Here is a 25,522-nt window from a genome sequence, read left to right as displayed (position 1 = left end):
CGAGCCGGACGAAGGGCAAACGCCGCCCCAGCCCGGACTGCTGAAGGCTCTCGACAGAGCTGTTTACCCGCCCGCCCCGTGAAGGGCGGGCGAGTTGGCTGATGCAGAGATGTCTAGTCGTCCGCCTTGCTGGGAAAGGCGAACCCGAGAGGTTGGATGGCGGTCGCGTCCTGCTTCAGACGCGCGGCCATTTGTTCGTATTCGCGTTCGGTTTCCGGGGTGACGCTGGCGCGCGACTCCTTCAGGGCGCCTTCGAAATCGGCCATCGTCACGTCGGTCGAGTCGATCGAACGACGGAGCGCGACGAGGCCTGCGCGGCGAACGACGTCCTCCAAATCCGCGCCGGAGAAGCGATCGGTACGGTCGGCGAGACGATCGAGATCGACGTCCGACGCGAGCGGCATCTTCTGCGTCTGGATGCCGAGGATACGGCGGCGGCCAGCCTTGTCGGGGACGCCGACATAGACGAGTTCGTCGAAGCGGCCCGGCCGGAGCAACGCAGGGTCGATCAGGTTCGGGCGGTTGGTCGCGCCGATCACGACGACCGATTGCAGTTCCTCCAACCCGTCCATCTCGGCGAGGATCGTGTTGACGACACGCTCCGTGACCTGCGGTTCGCCCGCGCCTGAGCCGCGTGCGGGCACCAGCGAGTCGAGTTCGTCGATGAAGATCACGCACGGCGCCACTTGCCGTGCGCGCTGGAAAAGGCGGGCGATCTGTTGTTCGCTTTCGCCGTACCACTTGCTCAGCAGGTCGGACGATTTGGTGGCGATGAAGTTCGCCTCCGCCTCGCGCGCGACCGCCTTGGCCAGCAGCGTCTTGCCAGTGCCGGGCGGGCCGTAGAGCAGGAAGCCCTTGGCCGGACGGATGCCGAGGCGGCGGAACGCGTCGGGGTTCTTGAGCGGCAGTTCGACGCCTTCCTTGAGCCGCATCTGTGCGTCGTCGAGTCCGCCGACGTCCGCCCAGCGCACGGTCGGTGCCTGGACCATGACTTCGCGCATCGCCGATGGCTGGACGCGTTTCAGCGCACCGAGGAAATCTTCGCGGGTGACCGACAATTCGTCGAGCACCTCGGGCGGGATCGTCCGTTCTTCGAGGTTCAGCTTCGGCATGATCCGGCGGACCGCCTCGATCGCCGCCTCGCGTGTCAACGCGGCGAGATCGGCACCGACGAAACCGTAGGTGGTGCGCGACAGTTCATCGAGATCGACGCGGTCGCCGAGCGGCATGCCACGCGTATGGATGCCGAGGATCTCGCGACGGCCGCGTTCGTCCGGCACGCCGACGACGATCTCGCGGTCGAACCGGCCGGGGCGGCGGAGTGCTTCGTCGATCGCCTCGGGACGATTGGTGGCAGCGATCACGACGAGGTTCGCGCGCGATTCGAGACCGTCCATCAGCGTCAGCAACTGCGCGACGAGACGTTTTTCGGCCTCACCCGACACTTGGCCACGCTTGGGTGCGATCGAGTCGATCTCGTCGATGAAGACGATCGAAGGCGCTGACTTCGCCGCTTCCTCGAACACCTCGCGGAGGCGTGATTCGGACTCGCCGTACGCCGAGCCCATGATCTCGGGGCCGTTGATCAGGAAGAACTGCGCGTCGGATTCGTTCGCGACTGCGCGCGCGAGCCGCGTCTTGCCGGTGCCGGGAGGGCCATGCAGCAACACGCCCTTGGGTGGATCGACGCCGAGCCGCTGGAACAGTTCGGGGTAGCGAAGCGGCAGTTCGACCATCTCGCGCAACTGGTCGATCGTCTGCGCCATGCCGCCGATGTCGTCGTAAGTGACGTCGGCACGGCGGGCGGCCTGCGGCTCTTCGTACTCTGAGCGCAGTTCGATCTCGGTATTCTCGTCGATGTGCACGACGCCCTTCGGGCTGGCCGCGATCACCGCGAGACGGATCTCCTGCAAAGCGTAGGCCGGTGCGTTCATGAACTGCTGGACGCCCGGCGGCATGTTGCCGACGCGCTGATGCCCCGCGGTCGCGACGATGTCGCCCTGGCAGATCGGTCGCCCGAGAAACGTGCGCTTGAGCGCATTGGTCGAGCCCTGGAGACGCAGGTTCTGCTGCGCCGGCGCGAAGACGACGCGCGTGGCCGGCTTCGACTCTGCCTTGCGCACCTCGACGAAGTCGCCCGAGCCTACTCCGGCGTTCGCGCGCTGGAGGCCGTCGAGGCGGAGGATGTCGAGGCCTTCGTCCTCCGGATAGGGACCGACGGCGCGCGCGGGCGTGTTCTGCTTACCGAGGATCTCGATCACGTCGCCCTCGCCGATGCCGAGAGTCGCCATCAGCGCGCGCGGCAAATGCGCCAGGCCGCGGCCGCTATCCTCGGGACGCGCGTTGGCGACCTGGATTTTCCGCGTGGGGATTTCGCTATCGGGCATCTCGACTCCTTCGAACTCGAAGCGTGTCAGATGGGGGCAAGGTTCCGGGCTTGCGAGGCGTTGCCTCGTCCGCATGCCGTAAAAGGCACAAAAAAAGGGCCGGCCAATGAAGGCCAGCCCATGAAAGTTTTTAGGAGAGGATGCCTGAAAGGCGAGGTCTTTTTGCGTCGAGACGGTTCGTGTTGCAAGTGCGAAGGGATCAGCTACGATTGCGCTAACTGCAATCGCGTGCATGAATGCGTCCAGCGGTCATTGTCACACTCGTCGAGTCGAAAGAGGAATCATGCGTAGGCTGCCGCCACTGGGGGCTATCGAGGCGTTCGTACAGGTCGCGCGACTGGGGTCGATCAAGGCCGCGGCCGAGGATCTGGCACTGTCCGCACCTGCGCTCAGCCGACGCGTGCAGAGTCTCGAACGCTTCATCGCCAAGCCGCTGTTCGCACGCCGGCATCAGGCGATGGTGCTGAATGCGGATGGCGAACGGCTGCTCGCGCAGATCGCGCCGGTGCTGGACTCGCTGTCGGACGCGGTCGAATCGCTGACCAGCACGACCGAGGTGTTGCGGCTGCGGCTCGGGATTCTGCCGCTCTATGCGTCGCAGAAGCTTTTCCCCCGTCTGGGCGAGTTGCGGACGACGCACCCCGAGCTGCATCTCGACATCGATACCGCCGCGCATCTGGTGTCGCGACTCGGCGACGGGCTCGACGCGGTAATCGCCTTGTCGCGCGAGATCGACCCGGCGTTCTACGCGCGGCGGCTGGATCGCAATTCGGTGTATGTGATCGGTGCTCGGAGCCTGCTGGAGCGGGCGGACCCGGTTACGCGGCCCGAACAGCTCTCGACACTGACCGCGCTGGTCCACCGCGACATGACGGACACGTTCACGGCATGGCGCACGGCGGCGGGGCTCGACGATATCGAGCCGCTGGCGATCGACCATTTCGATTCGGGCGCATTGATGCTGGAGGCGGCGGCGCAGGGACTCGGCGTCGCGTTCATGCACGCGAGCCATTTCGACGATGCGAACGATCCGCGACTGGTCCGGCTGTTCGATATCGAGGTGGAGAGTCCGTACAGCTACTGGTTCGTGTGCCGCCCACGGGCGTTGCAGACCAAGCCGGTGAAGCTGTTCCACGATTGGCTGATCAAGACGGTGGCGGAAGTCTGACGCTGCTGCGGTGAACTTACTCCAAACCGGATGTTGTCGACAACATTGCTGCTGACCACCCCGTTATACTTGGCTCCCATAACATTTTCGGGAGCGATCGTGATGGTGTTGGATCCAAGCAAAGTCGACGGCCAACTGTTTCTCGGTGACAACCTGCCACCCGACAGTACGACCCGTCACCAGCGCGCTAGCGCAGAAGATTCCGCCTGGGGTACTCAGGCCGCCTACGAACTCGTCGAGCCTGATAGCGGCATCATCTACGAACGCGTTCTGCTCGTCACGAAGGACCCGACAACGCTACCGCATAGCCGCGCAAAATGCGCCAAATGGGTGCGGATCGGACCGATCAAGACTTGCATCGGCTGGACGGTCAACTTGCAGTGGTATTACGTCCGCGCAGTGCTGCGGGTTTCCACTGCCAAGCCGATAGAGATCAAGGACATCGTCGAAGATTGTTTGCGCGAAGGGGCAATCGCCGCTGCGATCGCTGCAATCATCACCGGAGGAAGCGCCGCCGCCGCCGCCGCGGCGGGCGCGGTCGAAGTTTGTCTTGCGCGAAAACTGGGCGATCAGTTGCTGACCGTGTCCGTCAGTCTCGAACATTACTGGGGCGAGTGGCAATAAGGTCCGCCCGGAATAACCGATACCGGGGCGGCGCGACGCCACCCCGGTACCCCATTATCAGGCAGCGCGTGCCTTGACGATCTTGCCTGGCGTGCGCGGTGGCTCGCCCTTGGGCAGCGCGTCGACCAGGTCCATGCCGTCGGTGACTTCGCCCCAGACGGTGTACTGCTTGTCGAGGAAGCGTGCGTCGTCGAACACGATGAAGAACTGCGAGTTCGCCGTGTCGGGCTGGTTCGTGCGCGCCATCGAGCATACGCCGCGGACGTGCGGCTCGGCCGAGAATTCCGCCTTGAGGTTGGGCTTGCTCGACCCGCCGGTGCCGTCGCCGCGACCACCGTCACCGCCCTGCGCCATGAAGCCCGGGATCACGCGGTGGAAGGGTACGCCGTCGTAAAAGCCTTCGTTCGCGAGCTCGACGATCCGCTCGACATGCTTGGGCGCCAGATCGGGGCGCAGCTTGATCGTGACGTCGCCACCTTCGAGGGTCAGCGTCAGCGTTTCGGGGGTGTCAGCCATTCATGTTCTCCTGAATTGATGCGCGGCAGATAGGGAGCCGCACTCCGACTGGCAAATGCACGCGCGTCGCGTTAGGGCCCAAACATACGCTTTTTAAGGGAGGCAGCCATGAGCGAACTCGAGCTTCCCGAGGTCGAAACCGAGACCCAACCCGAAAACCAACTCGATCGCGACGATCATTTGCGTCCCGAATTCGTCCGTGCCGTCCTGGATGCGGTCGAGAATGGCGACGACGAGGGCGCGCGTGCGCTGGTCGAGCCGCTGCACCCCGCCGACATCGCCGATCTGTTCGAGCTGACCCCGCAGGAAGATCGCGCCGCACTCGCGCGGGCGGTCACCGACCTGCTCGGCGGCGACGTGTTCGCCGAGATGAACGATTACGTCCGCGAGGATCTGATCGATGCGCTCGAGCCGCATCAGGTCGCCGATCTCGCGTCCGAACTCGATACCGACGATGCCGTCGCGATCATCGAGGACATGGACGAGGACGAGCAGCGCGCGGTGTTGCGTGCGCTCGACCCAGACGATCGCGCGGCGATCGAGGAGGCGCTGAGCTACGCCGAGGAGTCCGCCGGTCGTTTGATGCAGCGCGAGCTGATCGCTGTCCCTGAGCATTGGACGGTCGGCGACGCGATCGATTACCTGCGCGGCCACGAGGAGCTGACGACCGATTTCTGGGAAATCTTCGTCGTCGATCCGGCGCACAAGCCGATCGGTACGTGCCAGCTGTCGTGGATGCTGCGGACGCCGCGCGGGATCGCGATCGCCGACGTGATGAAGCGCGAGCAGACGCTGATCCCGGTCGACATGGACCAGGAGGAAGTCGCACTGCGCTTCCAGAAATACGCGCTGATCTCGGCTGCGGTGGTCGACCATGGCGGCCGGCTGGTCGGGATGATCACGGTCGACGACATCGTCCACATCATTTCCGAAGAGGCGGGCGAGGATACGCTGCGCCTCGCGGGTGCAGGTGATGGCGACATCAACGAGCCGATCCGGCTGACGGTGCGGACGCGGTTCATTTGGCTGGTCGTCAATCTGGGCACGGCAATGGTCGCGTCGTCGGTCGTGGGCTTGTTCCAGGGGACGATCGCGAGCTTCGCGTTGCTCGCCGTGCTGATGCCGATCGTATCGGGGATGGGCGGCAATGCGGGGACGCAGACGCTGGCGGTGGTGGTGCGCGCGCTAGCGACCAACCAGCTGACGAGTTCCAACACCACGCGGATGATCGGGCGCGAGTTCCGCATCGCCGCCGCCAATGGCGTGATGCTGGGGACGCTGATCGGCCTTGGGACATACGTTATCTTCCGCAACACCGACCTGTCGCTGGTGATTGCCGCGGCGATGCTGGTGAACAACCTCACCGCGGGGCTGAGCGGCGTCCTGGTGCCGGTAACGCTCGACAAGTTCCGGATCGATCCCGCGGTGTCGTCCGCGGTGTTCGTGACGACGATGACGGATACGATGGGGTTCTTCTCGTTCCTCGGGCTGGCGAGTCTTTGGGGCCTGCACGGTTGATCGTCCGGCTTTAGCGCCCATTTCCAGCAGCATGCCGCTCCACCTCACCAAAGTCGCGTTCGGCGCGGAAAGCGTCGACCATCTCGCCGAGCGGCTCCGCCTGCGCGGCGAGGAGGGGCCGGTGTTCCTCACCACGCGCTATTTGCCCAAGCGTCATGAGGAGGTCGCCGGTCAGGGCTCGATGTTCTGGATCCTCAAGCACCAGCTGATCGCCCGCTCGCCTATCCTCGGGTTCGGCGAGGCGGAGGAGGGTCGCGTGGCGATTCACATCGATCCGAAACTCGTGCTGGTACAGGCGCGGCCCAAGCGCGCGCATCAAGGGTGGCGGTATCTCGAGGGGGCGGATGCACCGCTCGATCTGGGCGGCGACGCGACCGGGCTGGATGTGATGCCGCCGGCGTTGATGACGAAGCTGGCGGAACTGGCGCTGATCTAGATACGCGCTCTGCGGTGGCGGTTATGGCGCTCCACGCGTAGCCGCCGTCCCGCATGTCACTGGCCCGCCGGCCGTCGCATTCACTCGACATTTTGCGTTGCCGGTGACCGTCACCATGCCCAGCCCGCTGTTCGTCACTTGCGCGGTATAGCGCGCCGCCGCCCTGGTCTCGCCGACGCCGTCGAGATGGACGGTCAGGTCGTTGACCGCCAACGCCGACGCATCGATCGCCCCGGGTCCGCTGGTAACCAGCCGCGCTCGCGCCGCTCGGCCCGCGAGGCTCATCTGACCGGTGCCGATCAACGTCGCGTTCAGCTGATCGGTGTCCGCCGCCGCCAGCGCGAGGCTGCCATTGCCGCTGACCGTCACATCGACGCGCATCCCGCGCATCTTCGCGATCGTCAGTCGCCCACCTGCGGCAACGCTCGCCGAGGTCAGGCCGGGCGTGGTGAGCATCACGACGATTGGTCCTGCGCTTGCACCGCGCGGCTGTTCTCCCCAGCCGCCTATATCCCTGCGGACCGACAGCGTCGTCCCGTCGACGCGCACCACGACGCCATTGTCGGAACGCGACCCGACTATCGTGGCGCGCGGCGAGCCGATCGTGACGCGAACCTCGAACGGCCCCTCGACACGAACGCGATCGAAGCTGCCGACAGATACCGTACGAGTCGCCGCAGACGATTGGGCGAATGCCGGCGAGGATAGCAGCAGCGACGCGGCGAGCAGGTATCTCATACCCGCGAAACTGGACGCGATACGGGTCACGTCACGAAGCCCGGTCGGGAAGCTCGGGGACGCGTAGCATCGCCAGCGCGGCGAGCGCCATGACGACTGCGGCGAATGCCATCGTCCAGATCGGTTCGGTCGGGAAGAACGCCTTGAGCACCGACCCCATCAGCGTCGCGACCAGCAGCTGCGGGAGCACGATGAAGATGTTGAACAGACCCATGTAGATGCCGAGCTTCGCCTGGGGCAGGCTGGAGGCCAGGATCGCGTACGGCATGGCGAGGATCGATGCCCAGGCGATGCCGACGCCCACTTCGCTGACGATCAGCAGGGTCGGATCGCGCACCACGAGGAAGCTCGCAAACCCTGCGGCGCCGCACAGCAGGCACACGATGTGGGTCTTCACGCGGCCGATCCGCTTCGCCAGCCAGGGCAGGATCAGCAGCGCGACCAGAGCGGCGACCGCGTTGTAGACCGCGAACAGGACGCCCACCCAGTCGCTCCCGGCGTTGTACGCAGCGCTCGTCGCGTCGCTCGATCCGTACATATACTGCGCCACGACGGGTGTGCTGAAAATCCACATGATGAACAGCGCGGACCAGCTGAAGAACTGGACGAGCGCGAGACGTTTCATCACGTCGGGCATGTCGCCGAAATCATCGACGATCTGGCTCAGCGCGTTGTCGGTGTTGCCGCCGCGCGCGAGGCTGATCGCTGCAAAGCTGGCCGCGCCATATGCGACGAGCAGCCCCCCGAGCAGGTACACTTCCTTCTGGAGCGCCAGTTCGGGCACTGCGATGATGACCGCGATCCCGGCGACGATCCAGGCGATCCCGCTCGCGAAGCCGCGGGTGGCGAGCGCACGGACCGGTATTGCGAGCGCTTCGTCGGGGTCGCGTTCGCCGAACGCCGCCATCTCCGCCGGGCTGTATTCACGCGTGTTGCCGACCGTCCAGAGTACCGCCAGCAACAGGGCGGCGCCGCCGAACCAGAAGCTGTACCGCACCGTATCGGGTACGCCCGCCAGCGCATCGCCCGACACGCCGAGATGCGCGAGCACGAACGGAAAGATCGACCCGACCACCGCCCCCGCGCCGATGAACGCGGTCTGCAGCGCATAGCCGGCGGTGTGCTGATCCTTGCGCAGCATATCGCCGACGAACGCGCGGAACGGCTCCATCGAGACATTGACCGAGGCGTCGAGCACCCAGAGCGTCAGCGCGGCGAGCCAGAGCATCTTCGCCTCGGGCATCACGAACAGCGCGAGCGCGGCGAGCACGGCACCGGCGAAGAAATACGGGCGGCGACGGCCGAACCGGGTCCAGGTCCGATCGCTGTAATGGCCGATGATCGGCTGGACGAGCAGCCCGGTCAGCGGTGCTGCAACCCATAGGTAGGAAAGGTCGTCGAGCGATCCGCCGAGCGTCTGGAAGATTCGGCTCATATTGGCGTTCTGCAACGCGAAGCCGATCTGGATTCCGAAAAAGCCGAAGCTGATATTCCAGAGACCGCCAAAGCCCTGGACTGGTTTCTCGGTCAAATGCGGCTCTCCTGATCGGCCGTCGCTTGTTTACGCGGCGGTCCTGAGGGTGCGGCTTGCCGTCAAGCGACCGGCAAAACAACCATGCATACGAATACCTTGCGCAGGGCCTCGCCGCCACGGCATGACCGGACGCGATGATCGACACGACGAACGCCATTATTCACCACCAGGGCCGCGAGCGACGGCCACTGATCGCAATCGACGATTTCTGGCCCGACCCGGACGCGCTGCGCGAGGATGCGGCGAGCCTGCGCATGACGGCGATCGGGCCGCATTATCCCGGGGTCCGCGCCGAAGTACCGCCCCGCCTGGCCGAGACGATGCGCCGCCGGATCGCGCCGTTGCTCGCGGAGCATTTCGGTCTCGATCCGGCGCCTGCGGTGTCGGAGGCCTATTACTCGCTGGTCACTACGGCGCCTGCCGATCTCGCGCCGATCCAGCGGCTGCCGCATTTCGACGGTGTGGAGTCGCGGCGGATCGCGGTGTTGCTGTTTCTGGGCCACGGGGAGCAAGGCGGCACCGCCTTCTACCGGCAGCGCGCGACCGGGTTCGAGAGCGTCGATGCGGCGCGGCTGGATCGGTTCAGGACGGAACTGGAGCGTGATGTGCAAGCGCATGGCATGCCGGACGCGGAGTATATCGCTGGGGATACGCCATTGTACGAGTGCATCGCGGTCCAGCCGGCGCGCTTCAACCGCGCGCTGATCTATGCGGGGAATACGCTGCACTGCGCCTATCTGCCGCCTGAGGTGGTCCTCAACGCTGATCCGCTAGCCGGGCGGCTGACGCTGAACCTGTTCCTGTTCGACGACTAATCCAGAGTCATGACGGACAGGGCCTTATGGCTCTGGATCCTGACTTTCGTCAGGATGACGGGATTGTGGACTCTCTTCTAACGCGAGAGGGAGAGATGAAGTCCTGGTTACGCACCACTGCTCGCGCGCACCACCAGATGCGTTGGCAGCGGCGCGTCGTTGGACTCTTCGCCGCGCAGTTTCGCTAGCAGGGTGCGTACCAATGCCTCCCCTGCCCTGCGCGCGTCCTGCGTGACTGTCGTCAGCGGTGGGTTGGTCAGCTGCGCGGAGGCGATATCGTCGAAGCCTACGATCGCGACGTCGTCCGGGATCGATCGCCCCGCGGTCGCCAGCGCGCGCATCGCGCCGATCGCGATGCTGTCGCTTGCCGCGAAGATCGCGTCGTAGTCCGCACCGCGACGCGCGAGTTCAGCAATGGCGTCCTGTCCGGCATCTTCGGTAGTGATCGCGTCGACCTGCAACGCGGCGTCCGCTTCGATCCCGGCGGCGGCGAGCGCGTCCAGATACCCGCGATAGCGATCTTCGAGTTCGGGATACCGTCCATCCGCCGCGCCGAGAAACGCGATCCGCCGCCGGCCGCGGGCGATCAGGTGGGCTGTCGCCGCTTCGCCACCACCGCGATTGTCCGAGCCGACCGTGATCCCCGCCGGCCCCGTTCCGACCGCGCCCCAGCGGACGACCTTGGTCCCCTGTTCCGTCAGGTGGTCGAGCCGGGCGCGGTAGGCTTCGTAATCGCCATAGCCGAGCAGGATGATACCGTCGGCCTTGCGACTGTCCTGGTAATCGACGTGCCAGTCGCCCGACAATTGCTGGAACGAGATCAGCAGATCATAGCCGGCGCGGGCGCAGGCGTGCGTGATCGACCCCAGCATCGAGAGGAAAAACGGGTTGATCGTCGACTCGTCTTCGGCTGGCTCCTCGAAGAACAGGAGCGCCAGCGTGTTCGCCGATTGGCTCCGCAACGACGACGCGTGCTTGTCGACGGCATAATGCAGGCTTTGCGCGATCGCCTCGATCCGCTGCCGGGTCTGCACGTTGACCGACTTCGATCCGCGGAGCGCACGCGACACGGTCGGCTGCGACACGCCCGCCAATTGCGCGATGTCGAACGAGGTCGGTCGGCGGCCCATTACCGGAGCCTTGTCGGGCGAAAGTGGTCCAAAAGAGACAGGGACTGCATGAACCAGTGAATACGTATGCCCGTCCCTTTTGCAACGCCCCGACCCGAAATATAGCCGTCTTGCGACAATCGACGCGAAAGCACGACGTCGAGGCTACCGACACAAGTCATTGAGGATGCGCGGGATCATTCCCGCCAAAGGGGTATTCATGAGCAATTTTGCACCGTGCCGCGCGCGCGCCACGACCGGCGTTTCCGCGCATAGCCGCCTCGCGCTCCGCGTCAGCGCGACCGCACTGGCCGCCGCGCTGATCCTGCCAGGACAGGCCGTGTTCGCGCAGGCGATCCCCGGCACGCCGAACGCAAATCCGACCGCACCAGCGCAGATCGATGCGGTCCCGACCGTCGCGGCACCAACGCCGCAGCCCGCCGATGCCGCGCCCACCGCATCGCAGGACGATGCCGCAGGCGGGAATGAGGCGGGCGGGGACGAGATCGTCGTCACCGGCATCCGCGCCGGCTTGGAATCTTCCGCCAAGATCAAGCGCCAGTCGGTCCTGATCGTCGACTCGGTCTCCGCCGAAGACATCGGCAAGCTGCCCGACGTGTCGATCGCGGATTCGCTGGCCCGCCTCCCGGGCGTCACCGCACAGCGTCTCGAAGGCCGCGACCAGCGCCTGTCGATCCGCGGTCTCGGCCCCGATTTCTCGACCACGCTGCTCAACGGCCGCGAACAGGTGACGACCGGCGACAACCGCGGCGTCGAGTTCGACCAATATCCGTCCGAGTTCTTCAAGACCGTCAACGTCTACAAGTCGGCCGACGCATCGCTGATCGCCGCCGGTATCGCCGGCACGGTCGATTTGCGGATGCTGCGTCCGCTCGACCAGCCCAACCGGATCGTCGCGATCAGCGCGCGCGGCCAGATGAACGGCATAGACAAGCTCAATCCCGACGGTACGCGCTACGGCTATCGCGCGTCGGCGACCTATGTCGACAAGTTCGCCAACGACACGCTCGGCATCGCGATCGGCGTGTCCGCGACGCAGACGCCGTCGCAGAACGAGCGCTACAACGCATGGGGCTATAGCGGCACCGGCACCGCCGCCGAGCCGTTCCTCGTCAACGGCGCCAAGCCCTATGTCCAGTCGAACGAACTGAAGCGCTATGGCGGCGTCGCGACGATCGAGTGGCAGCCGTCCGACGGCTTCCATTCGACGTTCGACGCGCTGTATTCGCACTTCGAGGAAACGCAGATCCTGCGCGGCATCGAATTCCCGCTGGCTGGTCAGTTGACGACGCCGACCGCGCCCGGCGGCACGACCGTTTCCGGCGTGACCGTCGCCGACGGCTTCGCGACCGGCGCGACGTTCAGCAACGTCTTCGCGGTACAGCGCAACGATTATAACCAGCGCAAGGCGGACAATTACTCGTTCGGCTGGAACAACGACCTCAAGCTGACCGACACGATCCACCTGAACGTCGACGCGAGCTGGAGCCGTGCGGATCGCACCGACTTCCTGCTCGAGACCAACACCGGCACCGGCTTCGCCAAGAGCGGCGCGGCGGATACCGTCACCGTGAAGCAGAACGGCAACGGCACCTACACCTTCTCGCCGACGCTCGATTACACGGACACCAACGTCTTCAAGCTGACCGACCCGCAGGGTTGGGGCAACAACGGCACGCAGCAGGTCGTCCAGTCGGGCTTCCTCAACCGGCCGAGCTTCAAGGACGATCTGAAGTCGCTCCGCGCCAGCCTCAACGGCGAGTTCTCGGACAGCGTGCTCAAGGGCTGGGAAGCGGGCGGCAACTACAGCCAGCGCGAGAAGACCAGCGCGTACACCTCCTATTTCCTTTGCCCGACCGGCGGCGGCACAAACTGCACCGTGGCAAGCGGTTCGCCGCTGAGCGGCAACGTGCCGAGCGAGGCGCTGCTCGGCTCGAACGTCGCACTCGATTATCTCGGCATCCCGCAGATGCTGACGCTCGACCCGCTGTATCTCTACAATAATTCGCTGAACGCAGCGTTCGACGGTCGTCCGTCCTCCCTGGTTCGCGACAATGTCGTGCTCGAAAAGATCTGGACCGGCTATGCCAAGGTCACGATCGACGGCCTGGTCGGTGACAAGCCGTTGAAGGGCTCGATCGGCGCACAGGTGGTGCATTCGGACCAGAGCTCGACCGGCCAGATCGCCAGCGTCGTCGGCGGCGCGGTGACGATCGCACCGGTGAAGGAGTCGGTGAAATACACCAACTTCCTGCCGTCCGCGACGATGTCGGTCGAACTGATCCCGCTGGGCTTCGTAAAGGTCGGCGCATCGCAGACCATGGTGCGCCCGCGCCTCGACCAGGAGCGCATCACGCAGGACGTCGCCATCAACCTGACCAACATCGGCCAGACGCCTGCCGGCCTGTTCCCGGTGTTCACGTCGACCGGCGGCAACGTCAATCTGAAGCCCTATCAGTCGACCAACATCGACCTGTCGTTCGAGAAGTATTTCAGCGGTGGCGGCTATGTCGCGCTGTCGGGGTATTTCAAGCACCTCACCGACTTCGTCGATCCGAACAACTCGCTGCCCTACGACTTCTCGGCACTGTTGCCGGCGCTGACTGCGGCGCAGCAGGCGCAGGTGATCGCGGCGGGCCAGACCATCGGCAACGTCTCGTTGCCCGACAATACCGGCCGCGGCGAAGTGCTGGGCGTCGAAGGCACGCTGTCGCTGCCGTTCAAGGCGATCACGTCCGCACTCGACGGGTTCGGCATGTTCGCGAGCGGCAACTATACGCAGTCGACGATCAAGTACGGCAGCAACCCGACCGAGGCGATCACCCTGCCCGGCCTGTCCAAGTGGACCGGCAGCGGCACGATCTATTTCGAGAAATGGGGCTTCCAGGCGCGCGCGAATTATCGCTACCGCTCGAGCTTCCTTGCCGAAGTCGCCGGTCTGTCGGCCACCCCGACGTATCGCACTGCGCGGTCGGAAGGGATCCTGGATGCGCAGATCGGGTATGAGTTCCAGAGCGGACCGCTCGCGAACTTCGCGATCCTGGCGCAGGCGAAGAACCTGACCGACCGTCCGTTCGTGACCTACCAGAACGGCGACCAGCGCCAGGTGATCGACTACCAGCGCTATGGTCGCGACTACTATGTCGGCATCACGTACAAGTTCTAACGGGCAAGTTCTGATGTCGATGGCGGGGCGGTTCACGCCGCCCCGTATTTGCTCCGCAATGGCGGCACCTGACGGTTTCGAAGCGGGGACGTAAACCATGGCCAATCACCCTTTGCGTATCGTGATCGCCGGTGGTGGCACTGCCGGCTGGATGGCGGCGGCGACCTTCGCGCGGTTCCTGGAGACGGGATACGAGATCGACCTGATCGAGTCCGACGCGATCAGCACGGTCGGAGTCGGCGAAGCGACGATCCCGCAGATCCATCTGTTCAACGATGCGCTAGGGCTCGACGAGGACGCGTTTCTCCGCGCGACCGGCGGCACGTTCAAGCTCGGCATCGAGTTCGTCGATTGGTTCAAGCCGGGCCATCGCTACATGCACGCGTTCGGCGATGTCGGGCGTGACGTCGGCCTGCTGCCGTTCCACCAATATTGGCTGCGCGCGCGGTCGCTGGGGCTCGCTGGCGATCTCGGCGCCTATTCGCTCAACACGCAAGCCGCGCTTGCCGGGCGGATGCAGCGGGGGTCGGCTCGTACTGCACGGACACTGCCGTCGATGCCGTACGCCTATCATTTCGATGCTGCGCTCTATGCGCGCTACCTGCGGCGCTATTCCGAGACCCGCGGCGTCAATCGGATGGAGGGCAAGATCGTCCGCGTCACGCGCGACGGCAATAGAGGGGACGTCTCCGGCCTGGTTCTGGAAAGCGGCACGTCCGTCGCCGCCGACCTGTATATCGACTGCACCGGTTTTCGCGGTCTGCTGATCGAAGAGGCGCTCGGCACCGGGTATGAGGACTGGACGCACTGGTTGCCCTGCGACCGCGCCATCGCGGTACCGTCGGCACGGAGCAAAAACTTCACGCCGTACACGCGCTCGACCGCGCATGCCGCCGGCTGGCAGTGGCGAATCCCGTTGCAGCACCGCACCGGCAACGGCGTCGTCTTCTCCAGCGCACACATGAGCGAGGACGAGGCGACCGCGACGTTGCTGGCCGGGCTCGACACTCCCGCGATGGCCGATCCGCGCACGATCGCGTTCCGCACCGGCCGCCGCAAGCGAATGTGGAACCGCAACGTCGTCGCGCTCGGGCTGGCGGCGGGATTCATGGAGCCGCTCGAATCCACCAGCATCCAATTGATTCAGTCGGCGATCTCGCGGCTGCTGAAGCTGTTGCCGGGCCGGGTCATCGCCGACGCCGATCGCACCGAGTTCAACCGCCAGAGCGACTTCGAATACGAGCGCATCCGCGACTTCATCATCCTCCACTACAAGGCGACCGAGCGCGACGACACACCGTTCTGGCGCGAGTGCCGCGACATGGCGGTGCCCGACACGCTCGCCGCGAAGATCGAATTGTGGCGCGGCAACGGCCACATCGTCCGCGAGCATGAGGAGCTGTTCACCGAAGTCGGCTGGCTTCAGGTGCTGGCGGGACAAGGCATCATACCGGCGGGCCACCATCCATTGGCGGACGCGATATCGACGAGCGACCTGGGGGAATTCATGGACACGATTGACAAGCTGAACGCGCGCGAAGTGGCGCAGATGCAGGATCACGCGGCGTTCGTCGCGCAGCATTGCGCACCGGCGGCAGGGCTCGGCGCATGAGCATCGCCGCCGCCATCCTGCTCGCGCTGTCCGGCGCCGCCGCCGTGCCGCCCGTCGACTACCGCGCGCGTGCGCCGCAGGACGAGGTGATCTATTTCGTCCTGCCCGACCGGTTCGAGAATGCCGAACCAAGCAACGATCGCGGCGGGATTGCTGGCGACCGCCTCAAGACCGGCTATGATCCGACCGCGAAGGGCTTCTACCACGGCGGCGACCTGAAGGGCCTGACCAAGCGCTTGGACTATATCCAGCATCTCGGTGCGACCGCGATATGGCTCGGGCCGATCTTCAAGAACAAGGCGGTGCAGGGTTCGCCGGGCCACGAGTCAGCAGGCTATCACGGCTATTGGATCACCGACTTCACGCAGGTCGACCCGCATCTCGGCACCAACGCCGACATGACCGCCTTCGTCGACGCTGCCCACGCGCGCGGGATGAAGGTGTATATGGACATCATCATCAACCACACGGCCGACGTGATCCAGTACCGCGAATGCTCGGTCGGCATGCCCTGCCCGTACCGCGACCGCGCGACCTATCCGTACCAGCGCAAGGGCGGCGTCGGCGGCAAGGCGATCAATGGCGGGTTCGTAGGCGACGACGTGCGGACCGCGGCGAACTTCGCGAAGCTGACCGACACGACCTATGCCTACACGCCGTACGTGCCGGCGGCCGAGCGGACCGTGAAGGTGCCGGCGTGGCTCAACGACCCGATCTATTACCATAATCGCGGCGACACGACTTTCATGAACGAGAGCTCGACGATGGGCGATTTCTCGGGGCTCGACGACGTGATGACCGAGAACCCGCGCGTCGTCAGCGGCATGATCGACATCTTCGGGTCGTGGATCGACCGGTTCAAGGTCGACGGCTTCCGCATCGATACCGCGCGCCACGTGAACCCCGAATTCTGGGCGCAGTTCGTGCCGGCGATGCTGACGCGCGCGCAGGCGAACGGCATCCCGAACTTCCATATCTTCGGCGAGGTGTCCGATCACGAGGTCCGTCCGGCGGCGCTCGCGCAGCACACGGTCGTCGACAAGCTGCCCGCGGTGCTCGACTTCGCGTTCCGCCAGGCGGTGGTCGAGACGGTCGCCGGCACGCGCGGTACCGATGCTTTCGAGGCGCTGTTCGACGGCGACGTGCTGTATGCGAAGGGCGTCGACACCGCGGCGATCCTGCCGACCTTCACCGGCAACCACGACGACGGCCGCTTCGCCACCTACGTGCGGAAGGCGTTCCCGCAGGCGTCCGACGAGGAAGTGCTGAAGCGCGTGCTGCTGTCGAACGCGATGCTGCTGACGTTGCGCGGCGTGCCGACGATCTATTCGGGCGACGAACAGGGTTTCGTCGGCGACGGTAACGATCAGGACTCGCGCGAGGACATGTTCGCGTCAAAGGTCGCGATCTACAACGACAACCGCCTGCTCGGCACGACCAAGACGACCGCGACGGAGAGCTTTGGCGAGACCAATCCGCTGTTCCGCCAGATTGCCGAGCTGTCGAAGATCCGTGTTGCGCATCCGGCGCTCACGCGGGGTCGTACGGTCATCCGCAGCCGCAGCGAGACACCGGGGCTGCTCGCGGTTTCGCGCTTCGATCCGACGACGGGTGCGGAGATCCTGATGGCGTTCAACACCTCCGCCAAGCCGCTGACGCAGGCGGTGCAGGTCGAGATCGGCTCCACGCGCTTCGCTACGCTCGCCGGCAAATGTGCGTCCCGCGCTGCTGCCCCCGGCAGCGTCACCATAACCCTGCCCGCATTCGGCTATGCCGTCTGCGCTGCGGAGACCCGTTGATGCCTGCACGATTGCCTGACGCTGCCGACCACCCGTGGTGGAAGGGCGCGACGATCTATCAGATTTACCCCCGTAGTTTCGCGGACTCGAACGACGACGGGATCGGCGACCTGCCGGGTATCACCGCGCATCTCGATTATGTCGCCAGCCTCGGCGTCGACGCGGTGTGGTTGTCGCCGTTCTTCACCTCGCCGATGGCGGATTTCGGCTACGACGTGTCGGATTACCGCGACGTCGATCCGATCTTCGGCACGCTCGCGGATTTCGACGCGCTGATCGCGCGCGCGCATGCGCTCGGCCTGAAGATCATCATCGATCAGGTCTATTCGCACACCTCGGAGGAGCATGACTGGTTCCGACAGAGCCGCGCATCGCGCGGCGGCGACAAGGCGGACTGGTATGTCTGGGCGGATGCCAAGCCCGACGGTACGCCGCCGTCGAACTGGCAGTCGGTGTTCGGCGGCCCCGCCTGGACCTGGGACGCGCGACGCGGCCAATATTACATGCACAATTTCCTAAAAGACCAGCCGCAGCTCAACGGGCATAATCCCGCGGTTCAGGACGAGCTGATCGCGACGGCGCGGTTCTGGCTGGATCGCGGCGTCGACGGCTTCCGCCTCGATGCGATCAACTTCGCGATGCACGACCCGGCGCTGACCGACAATCCGCCGGCACCCGCGACCAATCGCGCACGGACGCGGTCGTTCGACTTCCAGCTGAAGCTACACAACCAGAGCCATCCGGACATCGTCGGCTTCATCGAGCGGATCCGCGCGCTGCTCGACGAATATGGCGCCGGGTTCACCGTCGCCGAAGTCGGTGGCGACGACAGCGACCGCGAGATGAAGCTGTTCACTGGCGGTAATGGCCGGCTCAACAGCGCCTACGGCTTCGACTTCCTGTACGCGGACCGACTCACGCCCGAGCTAATCGTCGATGCGGTCGGCAACTGGCCCGATACGCCGGGTCTCGGCTGGCCGAGCTGGGCGTTCGAGAACCACGACGCACCGCGCGCGATCTCGCGCTGGACGACGCCCGACCAGCGCGATGCGTTCGCGCGGATGAAGATCCTGCTGCTCGTCGCGCTGCGCGGCAACATTTTCCTGTACCAGGGCGAAGAACTGGGACTGACGCAGGTCGACATTGCGTTCGACGACCTGCTCGATCCGGAAGCGATCGCGAATTGGCCGTTGACGCTGTCCCGAGACGGCGCCCGCACGCCGATGCCGTGGATCGGCGCGGCGCCCGATCTCGGGTTCGGTAGCACCGAGCCGTGGCTCCCGTTCGGCGAGGACCACCGCGCGATCGCGGTCGACGCGCAGGAAGCGGATGCGACGTCGCTGCTGCACTGGACTCGGACGCTGATCGCCGCGCGGAAGGCGCATCCGGCGTTGCGGGTAGGTAGCCTGCGGATCGTGCACAGCGACGATGCGGTGATCGCGTTCGAGCGGGAGTCCGGGGACAAGACGCTGCTCTGCGCGTTCAATCTCGGGGACGACGCACGTGGCTGGCCGACCGGCATCATGACTGACGGCGCCATGCTGTTTGCGACCGATGGCGCCGGGACGACGACGCTGCCGCCGCTGTCCGGGCTGGTGCTGCAGCGGTGATTGACGGGCGCGGCCAGCACATCGTCATCCTCGGCGGCGGCACCGCCGGGTGGATGACCGCGTGCCTGATCGCGCACCGCTGGAGTGATCGCGGCGTCCGCGTGACGCTGGTCGAGAGCCCCGAGATCGGCATCGTCGGCGTCGGCGAAGGATCGACGCCGCAGTTGAAGCATTTCTTCGACACGCTCGGCATCGCCGAAGCGGAATGGATGCCGGCGTGCGATGCGACCTACAAGCTCGGGATCGGTTTCGAAGGCTGGTCCGACCGCGCCGGGCACGAGCAGTATTTTCACCCCTTCCCCACTGCGCTCGACGGCCACACCGCACCGCAATTCTTCTACAATGCGCGGGCGCGGCGGACCGGGCGCGATGTCGAGGCACATCCCGACCGGTTCCTGCTCCCCGCTCGCCTAGCCGCCGCGCACTGCGCGCCGCAGCCTGCCGCGAACTTCCCGTTCGAGGTAAGCTACGGCTATCATTTCGATGCGTACAAGGTCGGTGCTTTCCTTGCCGCGCACGCTACCGAGACGCTGGGAGTGGTCCACCTTCAGCGCCGGATTGCTAGCGTCGAGCGCGCCCAAACCGGCGACATCGCGGCGCTTATCGACACCGACGGTGAGCGCATCGCAGGCGATGTCTTCGTCGACGCGAGCGGGTTTCGCAGCACGATCTTCGGCGCGCTGGACGTGCCGTTCGTCAGCTACGCCGACGCGCTGTTCAACGATCGCGCGGTGGTAATGCCGACTGCGCACGCCCCCGATGCGGCGATCCCCAGCCAGACGCGCGCGACCGCGTTGTCGGCGGGCTGGGCATGGCACATCCCGCTGACCAGTCGAAACGGCAACGGCTACGTCTATTCCAGCCGCCACCTGACCGAAGCGCAGGCCGAAGCCGAACTCCGCGCACATGTCGGCGCGCACGCGGGCGAAGCGCGCCATCTCAAGATGCGCGTCGGTCGCGTCCGCGACAGCTGGTCGCACAACGCGCTCGCGGTCGGTCTGGCACAAGGCTTCCTCGAACCGCTCGAGGCGACTGCGCTGCACCTCGTCATCGCCACCGTCGAAGCGTTCCTCGACATGGTCGATCAGGGCGGCGCGACCGACGCGGTCCGCACCGCGTTCAACACGCGGATCGCCGCGCGCTACGACGGCGTCCGCGACTACATCGTCGCGCATTACCGGCTGAACCAGCGCCACGACGATCCGACCGGCTATTGGGCGGAAGCGCGCGGCGTGAACGCCCTGTCCGACGACCTGAAGATGCTCATGTCCACCTGGTTCACCGGCGCCGACATGGTCGCAGCGATCGATCGTGCCGGGCTCGGCCGCTATTATTCCGCGATCAGCTGGCACTGCCTGTTCGCCGGTTACGGCACCTTTCCCGATGCCGCGCGGCTTACCTCGCCCGGCGCCGATATCGATCCCATCGACCTGCTCAAGATCGACGATTTCCTGACCCGTTGCGCATCGAATTTCGGGTCGCACGCCTCTCGCCTCCGCCATCTGGCGGACCACAAGGATACCGTATGAAACGCCTAGCCCTCCTGCTCGCCGCCACCGCTGGCGTGTGCAGCGCCCCCGTCTACGCGCAGACGCCCGCAGCGACCGCCGCACCCGCGCCCACATTGACTCCACGGGGCGACGGTATCGACGTCCATGTCGGCACGACCACCACGCGGATCACCGCGATGACCGACGGTTTGATCCGCGTCCGCGTCGATAAGAACGGCGTGTTCGCCGAGGACGCCAGCTGGGCAGTTCCCGCCGCGATCCGCCACCAGAAGGTCGCCGTCACCGCGGCCCCCGATGGCTTCGCCACCGCGAGCGTCCGCGTACGCGTCGGTGCCGGCGGCGCGATCACGTTCGAGACGCTCGACGGCAAGATCATCTCCGCAGACGCCGCCCCCGTCGCGACCGACGGCAAGGCGTTCGCAATCTCGAAGACGCTGCCCATCTCGGAGCATTTCTACGGCCTCGGCGACAAGACGCGGGGTCTCGACCGCCGCGGCCACGGCTTCGTCGACTGGAACACCGACGCGTTCGGGTTCAGCAGCGCGGACGATCCGATCTACAAGTCGATACCCTTCTTCATCGGTAGCGGCGGCGCAGGGGGCAGCTACGGCATCCTGCTCGACAACACGTATCGCACTTGGTTCGACTTCGGCCACCGCGATGCCGAGACGCTCTCGTTCGGCGGCCCCGACGGCCCGATCGACTATTATTTCATCGCCGGGCCATCGATGGCGGAGGTCACGCGACGCTATGCCGACCTCACCGGCCACGCCCCGCTCGCACCGAAATGGGCGCTCGGCTATCAGCAGTCGCGCTACAGCTATGGCAGCGCCGACGAGGTTCGCCAGATCGCCGCCCGACTGCGCAGCGACCGCGTGCCGACCGACGTGATCTGGCTCGACATCGGCTATCAGGATCGCAACCGTCCGTTCACCATCGATGCCAAGACCTTTCCCGACCTGCCCAAGCTCGCCACCGAGATGAAGGCGAACGGGATCAAGCTGGTTGCGATCACCGATCTCCACATCGCCGCGGTCGAGCAGGGTTACGCGCCCTACCAGAGCGGGATGAAGGCCGACGCGTTCATCAAGAATGCCGATGGCACCCCCTATGTCGCGCCGGTCTGGCCGGGGCCGTCGGTGTTCCCCGACTTCACAAAAACCGCGGCAAGGACGTGGTGGGGCACGCAGTATAAGGGGTTCCTCGACGCCGGGATCGCAGGCTTCTGGAACGACATGAACGAGCCGGCGATCTTCGAGACGCCGACCAAGACGATGCCGCTCGACACCCGCCACCGCATCGACAGCGACGATTTCGCAGCCCGCATCACCGATCACCGCGAGGCGCACAACGTCTACGGCATGCTCAACACCCGCGCGACGTTCGACGGCCTGCTCAAGCTGCGCCCCGACGAGCGCCCGTTCGTGATGACCCGCGCAAGCTATGCCGGCGGGCAGCGTTACGCGGTGACCTGGACCGGCGACAACAGCGCGACCTGGGATCATCTGAAGCTGTCGGTGCAGCAGATCATCAACCTCGGCCTGTCGGGTTTCGGCTACAGCGCCGCCGACGTCAGCGGGTTCGCGGGCGGTCCCAGCCCGGACCTGCTCACGCGCTGGACCGAGATCGGCGCGTTCACGCCGGTGTTCCGAAACCATTCGGCGACCGGCACCCCTCGCGTCGAGCCCTGGGTCGACGGCCCCGACCACCTCGCGATCCGCCGCCGCTTCATCGAGGAGCGCTATCGGTTGATGCCGTATTTCTACGCGCTGGCGGACCAGAATGCGCGGTTCGGCGATCCGATCATGCGGCCGGTGTTCTACGATTATCCCGCCGCCGCGACCGCGTCGTGCGACCAGTCGATGGCGTTCACGCTCGGCAAGTCGCTGCTGATCGCGCCGCCGCCCAAGCCGGAATCGCCGCAGACTTACGACGTCTGCCTACCCGCCGGTGGCTGGTATGATTACTGGACCGGACAGCGCGCGGGAACGCCAGAGCCCACCGCAGCCGGTCCGATCCAGTCAGCAACCCAGGCGGTGCCGACCGCGCGCACGCTCGGCGACCGCGTGACCGAAACGCCGCGCCTCGATCGCCTGCCCGTGTTCGTTCGCGCCGGCACGATCCTGCCCCGCCAGCCGCTCGTCCAGAGCACGAGCGAGACGCCGAACGGCCCGCTGCGGCTCGATGTCTATCCCGGCGCGGACTGCACGGGGACGCTTTACGAGGATGACGGCCGCACCTTGGCGTACACCCGCCGCGGCTATTTCCGCCAGACAGTGCGCTGCACAATCACGCCGAACGGCCTGTCGATCGACTTCGCCAAGCCCGAAGGTGGCTTCAAGCCGTGGTGGAAATCGATCGCCGTCACCGTCCATGGCTGGAACGGCACCGGCGTCGCACGATCCAAGGGTAAGAGCGTCGCCGTCGTCCAGGACAAGGCCGCCGGAACGTCGACCTTCGTCGTTCCACCTGCACGCGTTGCCAGCACGCTTCTTTTGGAGGGGGCGGGGGCATAGTCGAACGGGTGCCGAGAGGGCAGCGTTGCGTTGCACCGCTGCCCTCTCGGCACCATCGACCGGCGCGGCAACGGCACGCCGTTAATCTGCGTCCAACGACGTATCGGCACTGCCCGCTTTTCGTTTGACGCAGTGCAGCATAAAACCTACCAGCGCGCGCTCGCAATACGCTAAGCCCTATCCGGCGCAGCCTAGCTCAGCGCTGGAGGCGCCGCGTACCATGACCACAACATTCGCAGATCTCTCGCTGGCGCCCTTCTTGCTGCAGGCGCTAGCCGAAGAGGGCTATACCAACCCGACCCCGATCCAGGCGCAGTCGATCCCGATGCTGCTTGAGGGCCGCGACATGCTCGGCATGGCGCAGACCGGCACCGGCAAGACCGCGGCCTTCGCACTGCCATTGTTGCACCGTCTGGCCGCCGATCCCCGTCCGGCGCCCAAGGGTGGCGCCCGCGTACTGGTATTGGCGCCGACGCGCGAATTGGTGTCGCAGATCGCCGCCGGCTTCGAAAGCTTCGGCCGTCATGTGAAGCCGAGCGTGATGACGATCTTCGGCGGCGTCAGCCAGTTCCATCAGGTCAAGGCGCTCGAGGGCGGCGTCGACATCATCGTCGCCGCTCCCGGGCGCCTGCTTGACCTGATCGAGCAGGGCCTGTGCGACCTTTCCCAACTCGAAGCGCTCGTTCTGGACGAAGCCGACCAGATGCTCGACATGGGTTTCGCCAAGCCGATCGAGCGCATCGTCGCGACGCTGCCGCGGGATCGCCACACGCTGTTGTTCTCCGCGACGATGCCGAAGTCGATCGCCGCGCTGGCCGAGAGCCTGTTGCGCGACCCGGCAAAGGTCGAGATCGCACCGCCGTCGACCACGGTCGATCGCATCGACCAGTCCGTGATGTTTCTCGACGCAGCCGACAAGAAGGCGGCGCTGCTTGCGCTTCTGCAAACGCCTAACATGGGGCAGGCGGTCGTCTTTACGCTTCAGAAGAACATCGCCAATGACGTTTGCGCCTTTATCGGCGAAGCGGGCATCACGGCCGAGGCATTGCACGGCAACAAATCGCAGGGCCAACGCGAACGAGCGCTCGACGCCTTTCGTGCCGGTACCGTCCAGGTGCTCGTCGCGACCGACATCGCCGCGCGCGGCATCGACGTCGACACGGTGACCCATGTGTTCAACCACGACCTGCCGAGCCTGCCGGAAAGCTATGTCCACCGGATCGGCCGCACCGGTCGGGCTGGACGCAGCGGCTTCGCCATCACGCTGTGCGATGCCGAACAGCGCGCCTGGCTGCATGACGTGGAACGGGAAATCGGTCGGACCCTGACCGTTCAGGACGATCACGAATGGCATTGCGAAGTGGCCCGCCACTCGACCAAGCGCCCCCCCGTGCTCGGCGGCGGTCCGGTTAAGCAGGTCAAGCCGACCAAAGCGCCGCGCGAGCGCAAGGTCTGGACCGAAGAGGAAAAGCTCGCCGCGCGCATGGCGGCAAAGGCCGCCTAACAGGGTTATGAAAGGGCGCGGGTCGTTGTCCGCCGGAGCCTCGTGCTCGTCGCGACCCATATCGCAGAGCAGCATCGACACTGATACGCTACCCATGTGTTCAACCACGCCCTGTTGAGCCTGACTAGAAACTATGTACTACGGATCGGCCGCGCCGGTCGGCGGAGCGGCTTCGCGATCGCGCTGAGCGATGCCGAACAGCGCGCCTGGCTGCGCGACGTGGAACGGGAGATCGGTCGGACCCCCACCGTTCAGGACCATCTCGAATGGCGTTCTGCAACGGCACGCCATTCGACCAAGCGAGCCCCCCGTACTCGGCGACGGTCAGGTCAAGCTGACCAAGCCACCACGCGAGCACAAGGTCTGAAGCAAAAAGGAAAAGCTTGCCGCGCGCATGGTCGCAACGGCCGCCTGACAGGGCCGGGAAAGGGCGTGGGTCGTCGCCCGCGAGAGGCTATCGCCGGATCAATCGATTAGTTTCGTCAAAGGACGCGTGTTCGTCCATGCCGAGCCGACCGTGTTGTCCGAGTTGCGAACATGTGGCGACGTGCCGATGTCTCGCTACTGGAACTTATCACGCTCGGGTCCGCCCGGAACGCCTCAGCCAGAGAGTGACTGTGCCCTGTCCTTCCGCGCAACGATGTCGCTATTCGTTCCGAAGCATCAGCTGCGCTTGCGACGCTGATCGAGAGTGTGACGATCTACCCACACGGCGAGCACGGTCCGGAGGCGGAGGTAGTGGCGAGAGTATCGGATTTGCTGGCTTTTGCCCCAAACGACAACGCCGCCCGTGAGGGCGGCGATTGTCGTTTTGCGAGGTTTGGTTGCGGGGACAGGATTTGAACCTGTGACCTTCAGGTTATGAGCCTGACGAGCTACCGGGCTGCTCCACCCCGCGACGGTCCGGCTATGCGGACGTTGGGTGTGTATGAGACGTT

General features: G+C 65.5%; 18 protein-coding genes and 1 tRNA gene. 12 read left to right on the top strand and 7 right to left on the bottom strand.

Annotated features, from left to right (window positions below):
- Positions 1 to 113: 113 nt before the first annotated feature.
- Positions 114 to 2,387 (bottom strand): CDC48 family AAA ATPase, encoded by a 2,274-nt coding sequence (locus U1708_RS11455; RefSeq protein WP_307088780.1) that lies wholly within the window; start codon positions 2,385 to 2,387, stop codon positions 114 to 116.
- Between the two features lie 283 nt (positions 2,388 to 2,670).
- On the opposite strand from U1708_RS11455, the gene U1708_RS11450 reads away from it, so the two are divergent.
- Both U1708_RS11450 and U1708_RS11445 read left to right on the top strand, forming a co-directional pair.
- On the top strand, positions 2,671 to 3,555 hold the full coding sequence (locus U1708_RS11450) for a LysR substrate-binding domain-containing protein (protein ID WP_332745778.1): 885 nt from the start codon (positions 2,671 to 2,673) through the stop codon (positions 3,553 to 3,555).
- Between the two features lie 45 nt (positions 3,556 to 3,600).
- On the top strand, positions 3,601 to 4,179 hold the full coding sequence (locus U1708_RS11445) for a hypothetical protein (protein WP_332745776.1): 579 nt from the start codon (positions 3,601 to 3,603) through the stop codon (positions 4,177 to 4,179).
- 57 nt (positions 4,180 to 4,236) lie between these two features.
- Here the strand turns inward: U1708_RS11445 and U1708_RS11440 are convergent, their stop codons facing one another.
- The gene (locus U1708_RS11440; protein WP_307088776.1) at positions 4,237 to 4,695 is read right to left on the bottom strand and encodes a peptidylprolyl isomerase; all 459 of its coding nucleotides are present in this window, start codon (positions 4,693 to 4,695) and stop codon (positions 4,237 to 4,239) included.
- 108 nt (positions 4,696 to 4,803) lie between these two features.
- On the opposite strand from U1708_RS11440, the gene mgtE reads away from it, so the two are divergent.
- Complete coding sequence (gene mgtE / locus U1708_RS11435; protein WP_307088775.1) at positions 4,804 to 6,213, top strand: magnesium transporter; 1,410 nt, start codon at positions 4,804 to 4,806, stop codon at positions 6,211 to 6,213.
- Between the two features lie 31 nt (positions 6,214 to 6,244).
- Positions 6,245 to 6,649: a DUF1489 family protein gene (locus U1708_RS11430; RefSeq protein ID WP_056053914.1), complete on the top strand. Its 405-nt coding sequence runs from the start codon at positions 6,245 to 6,247 to the stop codon at positions 6,647 to 6,649.
- 21 nt (positions 6,650 to 6,670) lie between these two features.
- Here the strand turns inward: U1708_RS11430 and U1708_RS11425 are convergent, their stop codons facing one another.
- The gene (locus U1708_RS11425; RefSeq protein ID WP_332745767.1) at positions 6,671 to 7,387 is read right to left on the bottom strand and encodes a GIN domain-containing protein; all 717 of its coding nucleotides are present in this window, start codon (positions 7,385 to 7,387) and stop codon (positions 6,671 to 6,673) included.
- Positions 7,388 to 7,418: 31 nt separating this feature from the next.
- Positions 7,419 to 8,918: an MFS transporter gene (locus U1708_RS11420; protein ID WP_332745765.1), complete on the bottom strand. Its 1,500-nt coding sequence runs from the start codon at positions 8,916 to 8,918 to the stop codon at positions 7,419 to 7,421.
- A 137-nt stretch (positions 8,919 to 9,055) separates the two neighbouring features.
- Here U1708_RS11420 and U1708_RS11415 point away from each other — a divergent pair, with 137 nt between their 5' ends.
- On the top strand, positions 9,056 to 9,736 hold the full coding sequence (locus U1708_RS11415) for a DUF6445 family protein (protein ID WP_332745763.1): 681 nt from the start codon (positions 9,056 to 9,058) through the stop codon (positions 9,734 to 9,736).
- A 107-nt stretch (positions 9,737 to 9,843) separates the two neighbouring features.
- Here U1708_RS11415 and U1708_RS11410 read toward each other — a convergent pair whose 3' ends face one another.
- On the bottom strand, positions 9,844 to 10,866 hold the full coding sequence (locus U1708_RS11410; RefSeq protein ID WP_332745761.1) for a LacI family DNA-binding transcriptional regulator: 1,023 nt from the start codon (positions 10,864 to 10,866) through the stop codon (positions 9,844 to 9,846).
- 199 nt (positions 10,867 to 11,065) lie between these two features.
- On the opposite strand from U1708_RS11410, the gene U1708_RS11405 reads away from it, so the two are divergent.
- From U1708_RS11405 to U1708_RS11375, 7 genes are all read left to right on the top strand, one after another.
- Positions 11,066 to 14,032, top strand: a complete 2,967-nt coding sequence (locus U1708_RS11405) for a TonB-dependent receptor (protein WP_332745759.1) — start codon at positions 11,066 to 11,068, stop codon at positions 14,030 to 14,032.
- Positions 14,033 to 14,129: 97 nt separating this feature from the next.
- On the top strand, positions 14,130 to 15,644 hold the full coding sequence (locus U1708_RS11400) for a tryptophan halogenase family protein (protein WP_332745757.1): 1,515 nt from the start codon (positions 14,130 to 14,132) through the stop codon (positions 15,642 to 15,644).
- Complete coding sequence (locus U1708_RS11395; protein ID WP_332745755.1) at positions 15,641 to 17,443, top strand: alpha-amylase family glycosyl hydrolase; 1,803 nt, start codon at positions 15,641 to 15,643, stop codon at positions 17,441 to 17,443. Before U1708_RS11400 ends, U1708_RS11395 begins: the two co-directional genes overlap by 4 nt.
- The gene (locus U1708_RS11390) at positions 17,443 to 19,053 is read left to right on the top strand and encodes an alpha-amylase family glycosyl hydrolase (RefSeq protein ID WP_332745753.1); all 1,611 of its coding nucleotides are present in this window, start codon (positions 17,443 to 17,445) and stop codon (positions 19,051 to 19,053) included. The genes U1708_RS11395 and U1708_RS11390 overlap by 1 nt, the downstream gene beginning before the upstream one ends.
- Complete coding sequence (locus U1708_RS11385) at positions 19,050 to 20,582, top strand: tryptophan halogenase family protein (RefSeq protein ID WP_332745751.1); 1,533 nt, start codon at positions 19,050 to 19,052, stop codon at positions 20,580 to 20,582. Before U1708_RS11390 ends, U1708_RS11385 begins: the two co-directional genes overlap by 4 nt.
- Positions 20,579 to 23,080, top strand: a complete 2,502-nt coding sequence (locus U1708_RS11380) for a glycoside hydrolase family 31 protein (protein WP_332745749.1) — start codon at positions 20,579 to 20,581, stop codon at positions 23,078 to 23,080. Before U1708_RS11385 ends, U1708_RS11380 begins: the two co-directional genes overlap by 4 nt.
- 220 nt (positions 23,081 to 23,300) lie before the next feature.
- A complete protein-coding gene (locus U1708_RS11375) occupies positions 23,301 to 24,584 on the top strand; it encodes a DEAD/DEAH box helicase (RefSeq protein ID WP_332745748.1) in 1,284 nt (427 codons plus the stop codon).
- A 138-nt stretch (positions 24,585 to 24,722) separates the two neighbouring features.
- On the opposite strand, the gene U1708_RS11370 is transcribed toward U1708_RS11375, so the two are convergent.
- Positions 24,723 to 24,845 carry a hypothetical protein gene (locus U1708_RS11370; protein WP_332745747.1) on the bottom strand — a complete coding sequence of 41 codons (123 nt, stop codon included), beginning with the start codon at positions 24,843 to 24,845 and terminating at the stop codon, positions 24,723 to 24,725.
- A 560-nt stretch (positions 24,846 to 25,405) separates the two neighbouring features.
- Positions 25,406 to 25,482: transfer RNA gene (locus tag U1708_RS11365), tRNA-Met, on the bottom strand.
- Positions 25,483 to 25,522: the final 40 nt, after the last annotated feature.

It is taken from the genome of Sphingomonas arabinosi, from assembly GCF_036663715.1.
In the GTDB taxonomy this organism is placed as follows: Bacteria; Pseudomonadota; Alphaproteobacteria; order Sphingomonadales; family Sphingomonadaceae; genus Sphingomonas.
The sequence above is the reverse complement of the archived record's forward strand: the minus strand, read 5'-3'. Positions and strand labels throughout refer to the sequence as shown.

Bases quoted from the DNA above. Each gene is read 5' to 3' on its own strand.
- U1708_RS11410 (WP_332745761.1), bottom strand. From the start codon at position 10,866: ATGGGCCGCCGACCGACCTCGTTCGACATCGCGCAATTGGCGGGCGTG.
- mgtE (WP_307088775.1), top strand. From the start codon at position 4,804: ATGAGCGAACTCGAGCTTCCCGAGGTCGAAACCGAGACCCAACCCGAA.
- U1708_RS11440 (WP_307088776.1), bottom strand. From the start codon at position 4,695: ATGGCTGACACCCCCGAAACGCTGACGCTGACCCTCGAAGGTGGCGAC.
- U1708_RS11400 (WP_332745757.1), top strand. From the start codon at position 14,130: ATGGCCAATCACCCTTTGCGTATCGTGATCGCCGGTGGTGGCACTGCC.
- U1708_RS11370 (WP_332745747.1), bottom strand. From the start codon at position 24,845: ATGGTCCTGAACGGTGGGGGTCCGACCGATCTCCCGTTCCACGTCGCG.
- U1708_RS11380 (WP_332745749.1), top strand. From the start codon at position 20,579: ATGAAACGCCTAGCCCTCCTGCTCGCCGCCACCGCTGGCGTGTGCAGC.
- U1708_RS11405 (WP_332745759.1), top strand. From the start codon at position 11,066: ATGAGCAATTTTGCACCGTGCCGCGCGCGCGCCACGACCGGCGTTTCC.
- U1708_RS11395 (WP_332745755.1), top strand. From the start codon at position 15,641: ATGAGCATCGCCGCCGCCATCCTGCTCGCGCTGTCCGGCGCCGCCGCC.
- U1708_RS11425 (WP_332745767.1), bottom strand. From the start codon at position 7,387: ATGAGATACCTGCTCGCCGCGTCGCTGCTGCTATCCTCGCCGGCATTC.
- U1708_RS11430 (WP_056053914.1), top strand. From the start codon at position 6,245: ATGCCGCTCCACCTCACCAAAGTCGCGTTCGGCGCGGAAAGCGTCGAC.
- U1708_RS11390 (WP_332745753.1), top strand. From the start codon at position 17,443: ATGCCTGCACGATTGCCTGACGCTGCCGACCACCCGTGGTGGAAGGGC.
- U1708_RS11415 (WP_332745763.1), top strand. From the start codon at position 9,056: ATGATCGACACGACGAACGCCATTATTCACCACCAGGGCCGCGAGCGA.
- U1708_RS11455 (WP_307088780.1), bottom strand. From the start codon at position 2,387: ATGCCCGATAGCGAAATCCCCACGCGGAAAATCCAGGTCGCCAACGCG.
- U1708_RS11375 (WP_332745748.1), top strand. From the start codon at position 23,301: ATGACCACAACATTCGCAGATCTCTCGCTGGCGCCCTTCTTGCTGCAG.
- U1708_RS11450 (WP_332745778.1), top strand. From the start codon at position 2,671: ATGCGTAGGCTGCCGCCACTGGGGGCTATCGAGGCGTTCGTACAGGTC.